Annotated in this window: 14 protein-coding genes; 7 read left to right on the plus strand and 7 right to left on the minus strand. The window is 51.5% G+C overall.

Translation table 11 applies throughout. The features are described 5' to 3' along the window. Positions 1–130 precede the first annotated feature (130 nt). The gene (locus BUB30_RS27005) at positions 131–985 is read left to right on the plus strand and encodes a helix-turn-helix domain-containing protein (protein WP_073140820.1); all 855 of its coding nucleotides are present in this window, start codon (positions 131–133) and stop codon (positions 983–985) included. Positions 986–991: 6 nt separating this feature from the next. Here the strand turns inward: BUB30_RS27005 and BUB30_RS27010 are convergent, their stop codons facing one another. The 6 genes from BUB30_RS27010 to BUB30_RS27035 form a co-directional block, all read right to left on the minus strand. After that, positions 992–1,411 (minus strand): VOC family protein, encoded by a 420-nt coding sequence (locus tag BUB30_RS27010; RefSeq protein WP_073140822.1) that lies wholly within the window; start codon positions 1,409–1,411, stop codon positions 992–994. 210 nt (positions 1,412–1,621) lie between these two features. Further along, the gene (locus tag BUB30_RS27015; RefSeq protein ID WP_084138428.1) at positions 1,622–3,028 is read right to left on the minus strand and encodes a M20/M25/M40 family metallo-hydrolase; all 1,407 of its coding nucleotides are present in this window, start codon (positions 3,026–3,028) and stop codon (positions 1,622–1,624) included. Positions 3,029–3,214: 186 nt separating this feature from the next. Next, positions 3,215–3,481 (minus strand): hypothetical protein, encoded by a 267-nt coding sequence (locus tag BUB30_RS27020; protein WP_073140827.1) that lies wholly within the window; start codon positions 3,479–3,481, stop codon positions 3,215–3,217. 21 nt (positions 3,482–3,502) lie between these two features. Continuing rightward, positions 3,503–3,700 (minus strand): hypothetical protein, encoded by a 198-nt coding sequence (locus BUB30_RS27025; protein WP_143165100.1) that lies wholly within the window; start codon positions 3,698–3,700, stop codon positions 3,503–3,505. Between the two features lie 244 nt (positions 3,701–3,944). Further along, positions 3,945–4,700, minus strand: coding sequence for an SDR family oxidoreductase (locus tag BUB30_RS27030; protein ID WP_073140830.1), 756 nt, complete (start codon positions 4,698–4,700; stop codon positions 3,945–3,947). Between the two features lie 179 nt (positions 4,701–4,879). After that, positions 4,880–7,510: a sigma 54-interacting transcriptional regulator gene (locus BUB30_RS27035; protein ID WP_073140832.1), complete on the minus strand. Its 2,631-nt coding sequence runs from the start codon at positions 7,508–7,510 to the stop codon at positions 4,880–4,882. Between the two features lie 194 nt (positions 7,511–7,704). Here BUB30_RS27035 and BUB30_RS27040 point away from each other — a divergent pair, with 194 nt between their 5' ends. The 5 genes from BUB30_RS27040 (at position 7,705) to BUB30_RS27060 (ending at position 11,916) form a co-directional block, all read left to right on the plus strand. Further along, a complete protein-coding gene (locus BUB30_RS27040) occupies positions 7,705–8,637 on the plus strand; it encodes a helix-turn-helix domain-containing protein (RefSeq protein ID WP_084138430.1) in 933 nt (310 codons plus the stop codon). Positions 8,638–8,737: 100 nt separating this feature from the next. Beyond that, positions 8,738–9,115 (plus strand): nuclear transport factor 2 family protein, encoded by a 378-nt coding sequence (locus BUB30_RS27045; RefSeq protein ID WP_143165101.1) that lies wholly within the window; start codon positions 8,738–8,740, stop codon positions 9,113–9,115. A gap of 46 nt (positions 9,116–9,161) precedes the next feature. Further along, entirely contained in the window at positions 9,162–9,905 is a 744-nt protein-coding gene (locus tag BUB30_RS27050) for an SDR family oxidoreductase (protein ID WP_073140834.1), read from the plus strand. 30 nt (positions 9,906–9,935) lie between these two features. Beyond that, positions 9,936–10,652 carry an SDR family oxidoreductase gene (locus tag BUB30_RS27055; protein ID WP_073140836.1) on the plus strand — a complete coding sequence of 239 codons (717 nt, stop codon included), beginning with the start codon at positions 9,936–9,938 and terminating at the stop codon, positions 10,650–10,652. Positions 10,653–10,842: 190 nt separating this feature from the next. Further along, positions 10,843–11,916, plus strand: a complete 1,074-nt coding sequence (locus BUB30_RS27060; RefSeq protein ID WP_073140840.1) for a hypothetical protein — start codon at positions 10,843–10,845, stop codon at positions 11,914–11,916. 13 nt (positions 11,917–11,929) lie between these two features. On the opposite strand, the gene BUB30_RS27065 is transcribed toward BUB30_RS27060, so the two are convergent. Further along, positions 11,930–12,685, minus strand: a complete 756-nt coding sequence (locus tag BUB30_RS27065; RefSeq protein ID WP_073140842.1) for a hypothetical protein — start codon at positions 12,683–12,685, stop codon at positions 11,930–11,932. A 198-nt stretch (positions 12,686–12,883) separates the two neighbouring features. On the opposite strand from BUB30_RS27065, the gene BUB30_RS27070 reads away from it, so the two are divergent. Continuing rightward, on the plus strand, positions 12,884–15,478 hold the full coding sequence (locus BUB30_RS27070; protein ID WP_073140844.1) for an ABC transporter permease: 2,595 nt from the start codon (positions 12,884–12,886) through the stop codon (positions 15,476–15,478). Positions 15,479–15,532: the final 54 nt, after the last annotated feature.

A 15,532-nucleotide genomic window follows, 5' to 3' on the forward strand; every position in this document is an offset into this window, starting at 1 on the left:
TTCTCACTACCAAATAACCCAATCCTCTTCCCCCATACTTTCCCTATTTTGACTACTTTATACCCTAATTTGTCATCATTATAAAGCATTATTGCTTTTCTGTAAATTGATCACACAAAATAGGTTACCCATGAAAGCCCTCTACGAAAAAATCATTCCCCCAGAGACCAGCTCCTTCAAGGCCTATGCCTATGAAAAAGACGCCTTCGACACGCCCTGGCATTATCATCCCGAGTATGAGCTCACCTATATCACCGCGAGTCGGGGCGTTCGTTATGTAGGCAACAGCTTTGAAAATTTTGAAGAAGACGACCTGGTGTTGCTCGGACCCAACCTTCCCCATTGCTGGAAGAACAACGGACCGCAGCCCTGCGCAGGGGCCATCGTGTTCCATTGGGGCAACGACCTGCTGGGCGATCGCTGGATGGAGAAGCAGGAGTTCAAGTCCATCCACAAGTTGTTGCGCCTGGCGGAAAACGGTTTGTGTTTTCAGCGGAGCTTTGCGCAGCCCTTCAAAGAAAAGCTACTCCACGCCCTGCAGCGCTCGCCGCTGCAAAGGCTGTTGGCTTTGCTCACAACATTGGAAGAGATGGCCGTCACGACAAAGTATCATGTGCTGAGCGCCGACGGATTCAGCTACGACATCAAGACCATCGATCACGACCGTCTCAACACCGTGCAGGACCATGTGGGGAAGCACTACGCGGAAAAGATCACCCTCAAGGAAATGGCCACCCGCGTGCACATGACGGAGGAGTCGTTCTCGCGTTTCTTCAGCAAGATCATGGGCAAACCGTTCTTCTATTTTCTCAATGAGTATCGCATCCGCATGGCGTGTCAATTGCTCATTGGCTCCGACTTGCCGGTAGTGCAGGTGGCGTTTGCCACGGGGTTCGAGAGCCTGCCGTTTTTTCACCGGCAGTTTAAAAAATACAAACACTGCTCGCCTGGTGAATTCCGCAAGACCTATCGGGGATTGGCTTGATCGTGTCTATTCTTCTTTCACCGGCCAATGAAAACAGAGGAGGTATCCATCCGGATCTTTCAAGTGGAGCGCTTTCCAACCGTAGCCGGTAATGAAAGGCTTTTGTGCTGCGATGTTTTTTGTCAGTAGAAAAGCATACAGGGCATCTACATCCGGGCAACCGAAATACAAGGAAATATCTTCATGCGCCGCGATGCGCACGGGATCCGGAGAAGGCGGTCGTTGATCTTGTTCATATGCCGTGTTCAGCATCAGTTCAATCCCGTTGCGTCGCAGCAAGACCCAATCAAAATGCTCACCCTGTGGTGCAGACGTGCTGATCACCTCAAAGCCGATGACTTCCGTATAGAATTTCACAGAAGTGGCCATGTCGAAAACCTGGAACAAGGGCGCCATCCCTTGAAGGATAATGCTTTTCTGATTCATCCCCTGAAAATAACGATTTTCACAACGCGACAGACAGGCCTTTCGATCGCGTGCCCATCGCGTTGTGCTACCGGAATGAAAACGCTACCGTCAGCTGAACATTCAACGACTCACTACATAACCAATGAATGCCTACGCCCCCTGGCTACTGGCTCCCAGCTTCCGACTACTTACTACTTACTACTGACTCCTGGCTCCTGACTCCCGAATTCAATTCACCCGCTTCACACTCGTTTTACTCGCCAGTTCCTTCACCACCTGGTACAAAAACTCCTGCCCTTCATAAAAAGCCTTCACTCCAACGCGTTCGTCTTTCCCATGCGCGCGCACATCATTGATGTCGGCAAAGATGCCGCAGACACCATAGGTTGGAATGCCGCCATTTCGCAGATACGCACCATCGGTGGCCCCGGTCGACATGGTCGGTACCACGGGCACACCCGGCCACATCTTTTGTGTGACGCGCTCGATGGGCCCGAACAGCTCGGGGTTCAACGGCGACGGTGGACTCATGTTGGCCGCGTTCTTGGCCGTGACGGTGATCTCGTTGTCATCGAAAACGCTGACCAGGGTGGCTTTTACTTTCTCGGGATCTTCACCCGGCAGCATGCGGCAGTTCACGGTGGCCGTGGCGGTTTGAGGCAGGGCGTTGTCGGCATGGCCGCCCTGGATGCGGGTAGCCACACACGTGGTGCGCAGCAGGGCGTTGTAGTTGGGGAATGCCGAGAGGCGTTTCAGCGCTTCCGGATCGAAGGGTGTTTTCAGGATGCCTTTCATGTCGTCGGCCAGGGGGCCGGTCTCTATTTTCGAGGAACGTTCGAAGTATACGCGCGTGCCTTCGTTCAGGTTCATGGGGAAATCGAATTTGGCCAGGTTGTCGAGTGCGTGCGCCAGTTGGTAGATGGCGTTGTCTTTGCGCGGCTGCGAGCTGTGGCCGCCGCGGTTGTGTGCTTCCAGCACAAAGCTTTGAAATACTTTTTCGCTGAGTTGCACCTGGTTCAGAATTTTCTTGCCGTCTTTCTCCTGACCGCGGCCTCCTTCGTTGAGGGCATACTCGGCGTCGATGAGGGCTTTGTGATTTTCAAGGAGCCATTTCACGCCATTGTTCTCCCCGCCTTCTTCATCGGCTGTAAGGGCTACGATGATGTCGCGGTCGGGTGTGAAGTGTTCTTTCTTCATGCGCACCAGGTTGGCCACAAAGATGGCGGCCATGGCTTTGTCGTCGCTGGCGCCGCGGGCATAATAGAACCCGTCGATCTCTTCAAATTTGAACGGGTCGGTGGTCCAGTCCTCGCGCAAGGCTTCGACCACGTCGAGGTGGGCGAGGAGCAACAGGGGCTTGCGTTTTCCGCTTCCCCGCAGGGTGGCGACCAGGTTGCCTTTGCGGTCGGTGGGCCCGCCGATAAAAATGTCTTTGTCGGTGAAGCCTGCCGCTCTCAGACGCGCTGCCATGGCTTCGGCCGCTTGGGTGGTGTTGCCCACGGAGTGGGTGGTGTTGATCTCGATCAGCTCTTTGAAGATGTCGTGTGTGAGCTTCTGGTCGGGTTGGGCTGAGGCGCCGGTGGCGAGGAGCATCAGGCATACGCATAGGCCTGTGCAGAGGGTTAGATGCCGCATAGATTTAGGTTAATGGTTAACTCCCCTAAAATAGTCAAAATTACACAACGCCGGTCGGGATTATGACGGCCGGCCTATGCTAAAAATGACAACGGTTGCAAAGCATGCATCCACAGCGTTGAGGCTCCATAGCCGCTGTTGAATGGTGACATCTATGTTGTTGTAACCTAGCCTCATTTCAAAATTTCAGGTCGCGGACGGCGCACCTTTCGCATCCACCACCACCGTACCCTTTACTCCGGCGGAGGAAGAAATGGCATAGACCGTCGTGCTATCACCGGGATTGGAATTTCCTTCCACCCGGTCGATCTCGTCGACATGAAAATCCTCCGGATCGAGCCGCAGGTCCAGATCGCTGCAGTACAGGCAGAAGGAGTCTGTCGCAAGATCATCTTCGTAGCCCTTTTTCTTTAGGGCCGACAAAGCATCGCCAAGGGATTCATAGTTTTTCATATCTTTTGATTTTTAGGTTGATCAACTATTATTTTGACCACTTTCCGGGGAAGCGTTTTCTTCGGCAGAAGAGAACGGCAGGTCCTCCATACGGAGGGCATCGTCAAGAAATTCACTACCCTCATCCATATAGAGCGGGTGCTCGTGATGAATAAGCGTGTGTGTATCGGATGGCTCTTTCAGATCATGATTCGTGGGGTGTAAGAAGAAGAGGTTCATGATGTTTTGATTTAGGTTGTTGAATAGATTTTCTTTTCCCAATGGAGAAGTGGAGTGAAAGTTTGGTCTGCTGACTTGTTAATTGCCGTGTTGCTGGTTGGTTTTCATAAGGATCCATACGCCGGCATAGGGATATCCTGATGCACAAACAGGTGGAAAGTGCATTCCCGTCTTTACAACCGCCTCGGCGAGCTGTCACCCGTCATCTTCGTTTCAACAGCCAGCAGACCAAAGAAGAAATTTTTTAAACTTTTTGGGGTTGATTATGCAGCCATTTTTCATAGTTGATGGTCCCCAGCTTGGCATGCCCTGCCGGCACCAACGCGGCATTGGGAATTTCACCGCCATAATATTGGGAGCGACTGTTGGGTACGACCTGGCGCGCGTCGCTCGTATCGTGCAGATAGCGGATGACGAACTCAGGCATGGTCAAACGCTCGGGACCGGCTATTTCCAGGATACCTTTGATGGGTGCTGCCAGCGTCGCTTCAGCTACGAAGGCGGCCACGTCATCGGAGGCGATAGGTTGAAATTGAACGTTCGAAATATGGACTTGATTTCCATCCGTGGCCTGGTTCGCGATGCCCGGCAGGAAATCCAGGAACTGTGTGCTTCGGATGATGGTATAGGGTACGCCCGATCGCTTGATCAGATCTTCCTGAACGAGTTTGGCACGCATGTAACCCACGTTTTGCATGAGGTCGACGCCTACGATAGAAAGTGCCAGGTGATGCTTTACACCGGCATTGATCTCCGCTGCCAACAAATTGCGGCCCGCGGTTTCAAAGAATTCCATGACCGCCTTGTCTTCAAAAGAGGGCGAGTTGGCCAGATCAACAACAACGTCCGTGTTCTTCATAGCTTCTGCCAGGCCTTCCCCGGTAATCGTATTGATGCCGGTGGCAGGAGCGCCGACGATCACCTCGTGACCTCCCTGACGAAGAATGGCAACTACTTTGCTTCCAATGAGGCCGGAGCCCCCGATAACTACGATTTTCATAATGTTACTTTTTAGTGTGGTTTTGATTTGCCTTTCTAAAGGCTAACGAGATGCCAATTCAGCAAATAATTGATTATCAGCTATGTGGGAAAATTCAGCCGCTCGTTTTTCACTGTATTTCGTGAAAGCACGAAACGTTTCACGAAATAAGAGGACTAATCGGCGTACGGACAGCGTGATCAATTGGAAAAGTAGTCGGCCTTGGTGATGCCTAACTTTTTCATTTTGGAGTGCAACGTATTGCCGGGGATTTTCAATAGGTCAGCCGCGCTACCGGCACCTGAAATTTTACCGGCACAACGTTTCAGGGTTTCAATAATATAATCGCGTTCAACTTCTTCCAGCGAACGATTCAAAAGAAACGCCTGCTCTTTCTTTTCGGCGTCGGCATGCTGGGGTATGTAAACATTCTCCAATGTACCGTTGGTTGCCAATAGTATGCTGCGTTCTATTAAATACTCCAGCTCCCTCACATTGCCTGGCCACGTGTAGCTACGCAGTTGTTGTATTACTTTTGGCGCCACTTTCTTGATCTTACGCCCGGTGTTCCGGCTGTACTTCTCTACAAAAAAATGGGTAAGGGGTTCGATGTCTTCCGACCGGTCACGCAACGGGGGCAACGGAATGGGAAATACATTTAAACGGAAATACAGATCGGCACGAAACCGCCCGGCCTTTACTTCCTCTTCCAGGTTGCGATTGGTGGCTGCAATTAACCGGACATCGATCTTTATCGTTTGTTTGCCTCCCAATCGTTCCAGCTCGCGTTCCTGGATGACACGCAGCAACTTGGCCTGCGCTTCGAGTGGCAGTTCACCAATTTCGTCAAGGAACACGGTGCTATTGTTGCCCAACTCAAATTTGCCGATGCGACGGTCAATGGCCCCGGTGAAAGCGCCCCTTTCATGGCCAAACAATTCGCTTTCGATGAGATTTGCCGGCAGGGCGGCGCAGTTGACTTTGACCATCAGCTTGTCTTTTCGTGGCGATGTATTGTGAATGGCCCGCGCGATAAGCTCCTTGCCGGTGCCGGTTTCACCCAGGATCAACACGGTTGTATTGGAATCGGCTACCAGCGACATCAGTCGATATACTTTTTGCATCTGTTCGCCACCGCCTATTATTTCTGAAAAATTATAAATGGTTTTGATCTGCTCCTTGAGGTAATCATTTTCCACCTCCAGTTGCTTTTTATAGGCCAGTAGTTTTTCATTGGCCAGTATATTGGCAATGGCGATGGAGATCTGCGCGCAGATGCCTTTCAGGATCAAAGGACTCAAGCGATTCGCCAGCAACCAGATCGTGCCGATGTTTTTGTCGCCCACGCGCAGGGGCAGACTGTACATATTCTTTAACCCGGTTGTCTTCCAGAGTTGTGCATAGGCGTTGCCACTCTTCAGTTCTTCCTCCACGTTAAACACTAATCCATCCTTGCTGGCCAGCACCTGCGCTGCATAGGTCTCATCGATCGTGATGCGGTGGGCTGACATTTTCTCAAAATCCACTTTTGCGTTTTCAAACAACGTACGATCAAACATGAACGGCAACATGTGGAGACCATCCTCATCGATCACCCGGAGCATGGCGAGTTTTGTATGCAAGGTTTTATCCAGTACCCTGAAAATGGCGGTCTGCAGCTCAAGTTTCGTTCTGGCCTGCGTCACATCGTTACTGAAATCCAGGAGGAAGGCCTGCTCTTCCTGTTTCTTACTGATTTGCTCGTTGGCCATAATATTGGCCAGCGCGATAGATATTTGCGCACAAATTCCTTGCAGCAATGGGATGTTGATCTCTCCAATGTCCAGGAATAAAATTCCATGATTTGTCTCCCCGTTCCGCAACCGGATGCCTACCACTTCTTTGAATCCCATCCCTTTCCAATACTGCAAGTATGCCGAGGTGATGCCCCGTTGTATTTCCCGTTCCACATTGAACAATAAAGGGATGGCACTGTCGAGTATGCGGTTCTGAAGCCCGTCGTCGATGGGATACCTTGCGCTCTCCAGCGCCCGCAATATTTCTGGATCGTGTGTTTTACTGAGGTCGTAGACATACGGGCTCATGGTCGTGTTGTCTTCATTGATCCTGCGGATAACAAAGCCACCCGGCGGATTCAACTTACCCAGTGCGGCGCGAACGGCACGCGCAAGCTCGTCTTTCGTTCTTACCGATGCGATGTCGCTGCTAAAATCGAGAAGGAATGATTTTTCTTTTTCCTTCTTCAACAACTCCTCGTTTTTGATAATATTGGACACGGCGCTCGACAACTGCGGGGCGATGCCTTTAATAACATTTCGGAATTCGTTGCTAAAGCTGCCCGGTTTATCGGAATAGATGTGAATAAAACCCATCGGCTGTCCTTCTTTCATAAGCCGGGTCATGAGAATTTCTCTAACACCTTTCTCGTAGTTAACGCGGAGAAAAGCGGGACTTTTTGGTTTGTCCATGATGTCTTCCAGCAAAAAAGATATCGGTTCTTCTGCCTGCAACACCGCCTGGATGAAGGGTTCGTTCAATGAAAACCGGGCCTCCACCATTTCCTGGTAGCGCTCATGCGACCGGATAGGGGACCCTTCATTGTCCAGCAGGAAAGGGACATAGGTTTCATCTTTGCGGTCAATCAGGGTAACAATCGTATGCGTAAAGTAAAATAACTGTTTGATCCGTTTTCCAAAAAGCGTGAGCAGGTCGTTCTTTTCCCGAACCCGGGTAATGTCATTTCCCAATTCCAGCAAAACCCTTCTTTCCTGCTCAAGCGCCGCAGGGGTTGGAGCGGCTATTTCAGGAGGAGGGAGTTTTGCGCTTTTCATGAAAGCAATTTATGTAAAATACGGTTTGGAGACAGAAATATTCGACACCCTCCGGCTTTTTAAATGCACGCGTTATTTTGAGCTGCGGCTTTTTTTTAGCTTAATAGAGGTCGTGTTTTGCATGAATATTGGTGGAAGGTTTATCTTTGGATCAACCGCGCAGGAGATGCATTTATTTTTTTAAGGACGATTCTTTGGGCAAGACAAAAAAAGAACAACTTCCGCAATACAAGCTCGAACACTATGTCGACGCGCACCGTTCCAGGGAGCAGAGCGCCGATTTTGGTTATAACACCCTGGAACCCTCTGTTAAAATTCCCGGGTTCGAATTATACTCCACCCAAGGGTTAAAGGATCGCATCGGCCCCCTCAAATCTTTTTTCTATCGGATAGGATTCACGCTGGCCGGGGGTGTGTCAGTTGAATTAGGATTGGAAAAATATCGCCACAGCAGGGGGACGGTAAATTTCACGGCCATCAACGATATCTTTTCGCTCTATGACCCGACGCCCGATTTTTTTGGCTACTACATGCTGTTCACACCCGCATTCATGCAGGAAGAACAAATGTTGTCGCGAAAGCTGGGCGATGAATATCCATTTTGGCACCCGTCCAATATGCATTTTCTGAACCTGTCGCCCGAGGAATTGGACCAGATCATATACTTTGCACAGAAGATCGATGAAGAATTGCATCATCGGAAAACAGGACGGGTAGAGGCCGTGCGGATGTACCTCACACTCATCTTGCTGGAATGCAAGCGCAGTTTCGAACGTCAGGATCTGAGTTCCTACAATGGCTTTTCGGAAAGCAATATCCTGGTGGCCAGGTTCAAAAAGCTGGTGGCCGAACATTTTTTAAAGGAACGCCGCGTATCCGACTATGCCGATAGGCTGGCCGTTACCCCCAATCATTTAAATAAAGTCATCAAAGAACACACCGGGCTCACCGCGCTGGAAAATATCCAGGAAATGCTTTTGCTGGAAGCCAAGGCCCAGGTGCGGCACACCGACCTGTCCATTTCCGAGATCGCCTACGCCCTGGACTTCAGCGATCCCGCCTCCTTCAACCGCTTCTTCCGACGCTCCACCGGCGTCACACCCCTCGATTTTCGTCAAAAAGCATAATCCGGTCAATACCGTGCCGGATCCGGCCAATCGTCACGGCCCTTGCGCGCTGCACCTTTGTAGTGTTGAATCCAATCAAAAAATCAAAATCAACAAGACAATGAAAACAGCAAAAGAGATCGTCACAAACTACATGCAGGAAGTATGGGTGAATCGTCGCGTGGATGCCGTCGACCGGTACGTTTCTCCTCAAACCTTTATCCAGCACAATCCCAACCTCGACAATGGGAGGGAAGCCTTGAAACAGTTTCTGCCCTATCTGTTTGGTACCATCATGCCCCAGGGCACATGGGAAGTTAAGCGCGTCATCGCCGAGAACGACCTGGTGGTGGTGCATAGCCTGGCCGTGGCAGCCGCGGGCCACCGGGGCACGGCAGTGGTGGATATTTTCCGGGTGGCCGACAGCCAGATCGTTGAACACTGGGACTTGTCGCACGAGGTTCCCGATTCCACCAAAAGCGGCAACCCGATTGTATGATTAACGAATGTAGGATCCTCGGATCTTTTTAACACAACAAAAAACAATGATGAAGCTAATCCATAAAACAGCCATTATCACCGGTGCAGCCACCGGCATCGGCAAAGCCACCGCCGAGCGTTTCGGGGAGGAGGGTGCCAACGTGGTGATCAATTACCTGGACGACAATCATTACACCAGCGTACAAGAAAGCATCGCGCGCATCGAAAGCGCCGGTGGCAAGGCCATCGCCGTAAAAGCAGATGTGAGTCGGGTCGACCAGCTTACGGCCTTGTTTCAACAGGCAAAGGAAGCTTTTGGAGGCATCGATGTCGTGGTGAACAACGCCGTGATTGCCATCCTGAAACCGATCGTCGAGGTGACGGAAGAAGACTATCAACGCATGTTCGATGTGAATGTGAAGAGTGTATTTTTCTCCCTGCAACTGGCCGGCAAGCTGATGAACGACAACGGCCGCGTGATCAACCTTTCGTCGCACACCACAGCCCTGTTTTTTCCAAACTACGGGTTATACGACGCCAACAAAGGTGCCGTGGAGCAGATCAGCCGCGTGTTCTCGAAAGAGATCGGTCACAAGGGCATCACCGTAAACGTTGTGTCGCCGGGTGCAACCGACACTGCCGAATTTGCCACGCGCCCGCAGGAATTGAAAGACCGGGTGAAAGCGATGAGTGGCATGAATCGCATCGCCCGCCAGGAGGAAGTTGTGAACGTGATTACTTTCCTGGCCAGTGACGAAGCCAGTTGGGTGACGGGTCAGAATATCAAGGTGAATGGCGGAGCGATTTGAATGGGTTGAAAAAAATAACGATCAAACAATATGAAATTGAAAGACAAAAGAATAGTGGTTGCCGGCGGAAGCTCCGGCATTGGTTTGGCCACGGTTTCCATGCTGGCGGAAACCGGCGCCGCCGTAACCGCGCTGAGTCGCAGCACAGATAAACTCAAAGCGGTAACGGATAAATTTCCACAAATAAACACCGCCGCCATCGATGCGGGTGATAGAGCACAATTGGATGCTTTCTTTAGACGCTACGGGACATTCGATCACCTGGTCGTGACCCTGAGTGGCGGCAAAGGAGGTGGCTTGTTCAGGGACCTGAACCTGGATGACATTCGCTCAGGATTGGAAGGCAAATTGTTTCCGCAGTTGAACATCATACAGGCTGCGCTGCCTTACCTGAATGTGCGGGGCAGCATAACCCTGGTGTCTTCGATATCATCCCGCTCAAGGGCCATCGGTGTGTCGGGCCTCGCTGCGATCAATGCCAGCCTGGAGGCGATGCTACCGTCGCTGGCCCGGGAACTGAAGCCCTTGCGCATCAATGCCATCGCGCCGGGCGTTGTAGACACGGCCTGGTGGGACTTCCTCGATGAAGATTCAAAACAGAAGACGTTCAGTGAGTATGCCACCCAGATTCCCGTGGGTCGTGTGGCACAGCCCGGCGATATCGCTGAGGCAATACTTTTCGCGGTCACCAACGATTACATGACCGGGTCGGTATTGGAAATCGATGGTGGGTTACGCTTAACATAAGACATTGCTCTGGCAGAGGTTCATGATGTGAATTCAAGTAACCGATAGCGCCTACGGGCGGATAGGGATGAGCAGCGACTCTGGGAAAATATGAATCCCCATTGGCGCTATAAAATTTCGTGTTAAATTGTGACGCACGTCTTTGGCGATTTATCTCCGGGAAGAGGCGGCTGGTTTAAATAGTAACATTATGAAAATGTTAAGAGGTTCATCCGCACTGCTGTTGCTTTTTCTGATCCTCACATCCTGTAACGAAGCACCCGAGGGCGAGAAGCGCACCTACCGCATGGGGTTTCAAAATTCCGCACCGCGCTTTGATGACTTAAATATGGCTATTCAATCCATAAACATGTGGACCACTCGCGCCGATGCTGCCATGATCACGACCGAAGTTCCCTGGAAAGAAATTTACTCCGGGACAGACGTCGTTAATTTTGTCGTCAGTAACTACAAAGGTCTGGTGGATTATTACCGCACTAAGAATTTCAAACTCTGGGTCTATATCGATCCGCAAAACGGGCTCGACCGTAGCGCGGATGCGCTGGCCCTGGTCGCCGCAGGCAAAACCATTGCCGATCCCGCCGTGCAGAATGTTTACCGCAGATTCGTATTTGTTATTGACAGCGTATTGGCTCCCGATCACCTGGGACTTGCCTTAGAGACCAACCTGATCCGTTCCGCCGCCTCGGCGGCCATCTATAACGGCGTGAAACAAGCGGCCAACCTCGCCGCCCAGGATATTCTCGCGGTGAAGCCCAATGCGAAGGTGAGCGTGAGCGTTCAGGCCGATCATGCATGGGGAAGACTTACCGGTGGAACATACCAGGGCATTGCACAGGATTTTACCGACTTCCCGTTTATGAAAGAACTGGGCATATCATCTTATCCCTACTTTGGGTTCGACACGCCCGAGGAGATTCCGTCGGACTTTTATTCTCGCCTGGTGGATGGCAAAGACATTTCCGTGTTTATTTCTGAAGGCGGTTGGACCTCCGCATCCGTCACCACCGATACGCGGACATTTACGAGCTCACCGGAAATACAACAACACTATATCGAACGCCAGGCCCAACTGTTGAGCGCCGTGAAATCTATCGGCTATTTTCAATTGACGTTCACCGACATCGATGTCGATCACCTGCCCGCGGACGTTCCCGCCAACATAGCCTACTTTGCCTATCTCGGACTGGTCGACAAACTTTTTCAACCCAAACCTGCCCTGGACGCCTGGGATGAAATTTTCAAAAGACCGCTGACCGAGTGAGCGGACGATGGCGTCATCGCTTCAAAAGCCACTGAAAGGTGTCGTGCATAAATTCCTGGCATTGATAATCATTGACGCCCTCCCAACTGGTCATGTATAAAGAGACCATGCCGTCGCCCATCACGATGATCTTGCCACCGTTTTTTATTTCCTTGTATACGCCGAAAGGAAATTTTTCGGTGCGGATGTTATAGCAGAACGGCGTGCCATCGCCGTTGATGATCCTGGCTCCGTGATAGGATATTTTCAAAGGCTTGGGCGTGATGAGGCCGGCCTTGGTTGTGCCTCCCGACAGACTATCGGGATTGGCGCCGTCGAACTGTATGCCAAAGGGGCGGATCAGATCGTTGACGTTGGTTTGTTTTAAGTTGGACCAGTAGTCCGCATCCATGACGACGAACAACGAGCCCCCGTTGCTGACGAACTTGGTCACGGCGCTGACTTCTGCGGGAGTGTACTGTCCCGATGGAATATGGATAAACAAGAGGCTGCCTTTGGTGAGCTGCTCCGGTTTTATTTCATCTTTGACATACACCAATTCCGCATCCACGGAGTTGGCGGTTTTCGTGATCTCGCCGGTCATATATTTTATCCGGTTGACCAGGGAGGGATCCTTTCCCTCCACACCCGCCGGATCGTTCCAGAAGATTTGCTTGTGGGCCAGATCGATAACGATGCGGTGCTTGGCTTTTTTCGGGGTTTGGGCTTCGACGTATCCCGCGAATGCCAGGACAAGAAGGACTGCAAATAATTTGATAGGGCGCATCATAAGACAGGGTAATATGTGCGACGGCAATGACAATGTGTATGCCAGAACTTGCCAGCCCCACGGGCACCACCTCTTCGTAGCGTTGTTTGCGAGGGAGGTGCCCGTAACTGGACAAAAGTGATCGATACCGGCTTCGTTGCAATTCAGAAATTTATTTTGTTATTTACTTAACAAAATATAAGGATATAACCTCATACTATGCAGCTACGCGCCCTGGCCCTCCGCTTCTTAAAAGGATTTTGCCCACCCCATCTGCATGAAGCCATTGAAGGGGACCTCCTGCAGCGGTATGAAAAGGACCTGATGGCTTTTGGAGAACGCAAAGCTTCCCAAAGGCTGATGTGGAATGTGCTCCGTTTTTTCCGGCCGGGCATTTTGCTGAGGAACAAGCTTCACCGGCACCCACACCACAATCTCATGCTCCGCACAAATGCCAGGGTGATCGCTCGCCAATGGGGCAGGAGCAAGGCGTTTTCGTTTGTGAACCTGACCGGCCTCACTTTGGGTGTGACCGTCTGTTTGCTGGTGACCCAATTTGTTTTGTTCGAGAACAGCTTTGAAGATATCAATAAACAAGCCGATCGGACGTATCGCGTTAATCTATACAACACGGAGAATGGCGTGTTCGACGAGATCACTCCCAACACGGTTGCTGGCCTGGGATATGCTTTGAAACAAACCGCGCCCGGTGTCGAGTCCGTGGCGCGCATCGGTTACAAGACGCGGGGCGTAGTAACACATAAGGCGCGCCTGGTCGAGGACCGAGAGGAGATTGTTTTTGCTGATCCCTCCATCGTTGACGTGCTGGGCCTCTACATGGCGGCAGGTGATAAAGCCAAAATGCTGCGCGATGCAAACACTATCCTGATCTCCGAATCGGCAGCGTTGAAATATTTCGGCCGGCCCGACGTGATGGGCGAGACGCTGGAGGTGGGATTCAACAACAACAGCGCGGCATACGCCATCGGTGGCGTGTTCAAGGACATTCCCGTAAACGCGCACCAGCATTTTCAATTCGTGCTGCCGCCGAAGGACGAGCAGGCCTGGAATGGGGACTGGGATTGGAGCGAGGTGAACACGTATGTGGTGTTATCCCCTGGCGTGCAGCCCCAGGACCTGACCTTTGCGTTGTCGCGCATCGTCCAAGAACATCACCACGACAACACCGGCGACCGTTACCTGTTGGAGCCGATACGCGACATCCGGCTCCATGCACTGGATGGAAGTGGCCATAGCGCGGTGGTGCGTTTCTTTATCTTGTTGGCGTCAGTGATCCTGTTGCTGGCAGGATTCAATTACATCAATCTTTCCACCGCCCGTTTCTTTGAGCGCATGAAGGCCGTTGGCATTCGCAAGTTGATGGGGGCCACACGGCGCCAGTTGGTCTTTCAGTTTTTGATGGAGTCTTTTTTCTTTAATGTGCTTTCGTTTGGGTTTGCCGTGATCTTGTTTTTTGTCGCATGGCCTTTGGTGACAAACGTTCTGCAGGAGCCCATCCCGGTCACGCTTTTTCATGAGCCATGGGTCCTTGGTTTGATCCCTGGTTTTATTTTGGTCACGTCGCTCTGCGCGGGCTTCTACCCGGCATTGGTTTTGTCCTCCTTCAAGCCTTTGTCGTCGCTGCAGGGGAAGATTGCCAGCTACGCAGATCGCGCTGCACTGCGAAAAATATTGGTGACGGTCCAATTGTCGGTATCGATGATCTTGATCACGGCCGTGGTGGCCATCCAACAGCAGATCGGGTTTATGCAGGGCCAACACCTGGGCATCGCCATCGATCAAACCCTCATCGTGGAGGAGCCCTTGCTGACCGATGCCACCACCGTGCAAAAGTTTGAGACATTCCAGCACGACCTGCAGCTGTTGCCCGGCGTGCAGGGCGTTACTTATGCTTCGACCTTTGCCGGCACGGAGATCGATTGGCATCGGATGGACATTACTGTAGGACAGGAAAACGCTACCCCGAGGTATGACAGCCGCATCGTTGCGGTAGGCACCGAGTTCCTGGAGGTATTCCAACTTCCGCTTTTGGAAGGAAGAAATTTTGATGCGGCATCGGAAAACGATCGTAAAGCCATGCTCATCAGCGAAGCCGCATGCAGGAGGTTTGGTTTCTCCACGAATGCAGCGGCGTTGGGAAAATTGATCTTTGTGGGCAGCCGACAGTTCGAAGTGATCGGTGTCGTGAAAGATTATCACTACCGGTCGTTGCAAACGAGCATTGAGCCGCTGTTGTATATGGAAGGGTATCCGCGCAATCCACGGTACGCGATCAAGATCGCTCCGGAAAATATTTCCCAGACCTTGACCGCCATAGAATCCAAATGGAAGGAAGCGTATGCGGGGAATGTTTTCAAATATTATTTCCTCGATGAGTTTTTCAACAGGCAATATAACGCCGATCAAAAGTTGGGAACATTGGTGTCTGCACTTTCACTGCTGGCGGCATTCATTTCCTGTACGGGCCTATTCGGCCTGACCCTGTATTCCGTCAATCGAAAAGTGAAGGAGATCGGTATCCGGAAAGTGTTCGGAGCCTCAGTTTCCGATGTCGTTATCTTCTTAACACGAGACCTCCTCAGGCTCATCGCGCTGGGCGGAGCACTGGGTATGCCATTGGTTTGTTATGGTGTGAAGGCATGGCTTGAAGGATATGCTTATAAAATGCCATTGGGCATCCTGATGTTTGCCGGTCCGGTGATGATCATTGCCGCGCTCGCTCTGATCACCACCGGTGCACTTACGGTGGCAGCGGCCAGACGAAGCCCGGTGGATGCAATGAAATGTGAATAACAAGGCGGTGTTAACTGTAATAACCATCCTGATCTATCCTGTATCACCGCGCGC

The sequence above is a fragment of the Chryseolinea serpens genome, from assembly GCF_900129725.1.
Taxonomy (GTDB): Bacteria; Bacteroidota; Bacteroidia; order Cytophagales; family Cyclobacteriaceae; genus Chryseolinea; species Chryseolinea serpens.

Coding starts and splice junctions, on each gene's coding strand:
- BUB30_RS27005 (WP_073140820.1), top strand. CDS start 131: ATGAAAGCCCTCTACGAAAAAATCATTCCCCCAGAGACCAGCTCCTTC.
- BUB30_RS27010 (WP_073140822.1), bottom strand. CDS start 1,411: ATGAATCAGAAAAGCATTATCCTTCAAGGGATGGCGCCCTTGTTCCAG.
- BUB30_RS27015 (WP_084138428.1), bottom strand. CDS start 3,028: ATGCGGCATCTAACCCTCTGCACAGGCCTATGCGTATGCCTGATGCTC.
- BUB30_RS27020 (WP_073140827.1), bottom strand. CDS start 3,481: ATGAAAAACTATGAATCCCTTGGCGATGCTTTGTCGGCCCTAAAGAAA.
- BUB30_RS27025 (WP_143165100.1), bottom strand. CDS start 3,700: ATGAACCTCTTCTTCTTACACCCCACGAATCATGATCTGAAAGAGCCA.
- BUB30_RS27030 (WP_073140830.1), bottom strand. CDS start 4,700: ATGAAAATCGTAGTTATCGGGGGCTCCGGCCTCATTGGAAGCAAAGTA.
- BUB30_RS27035 (WP_073140832.1), bottom strand. CDS start 7,510: ATGAAAAGCGCAAAACTCCCTCCTCCTGAAATAGCCGCTCCAACCCCT.
- BUB30_RS27045 (WP_143165101.1), top strand. CDS start 8,738: ATGAAAACAGCAAAAGAGATCGTCACAAACTACATGCAGGAAGTATGG.
- BUB30_RS27050 (WP_073140834.1), top strand. CDS start 9,162: ATGATGAAGCTAATCCATAAAACAGCCATTATCACCGGTGCAGCCACC.
- BUB30_RS27055 (WP_073140836.1), top strand. CDS start 9,936: ATGAAATTGAAAGACAAAAGAATAGTGGTTGCCGGCGGAAGCTCCGGC.
- BUB30_RS27060 (WP_073140840.1), top strand. CDS start 10,843: ATGAAAATGTTAAGAGGTTCATCCGCACTGCTGTTGCTTTTTCTGATC.
- BUB30_RS27065 (WP_073140842.1), bottom strand. CDS start 12,685: ATGATGCGCCCTATCAAATTATTTGCAGTCCTTCTTGTCCTGGCATTC.
- BUB30_RS27070 (WP_073140844.1), top strand. CDS start 12,884: ATGCAGCTACGCGCCCTGGCCCTCCGCTTCTTAAAAGGATTTTGCCCA.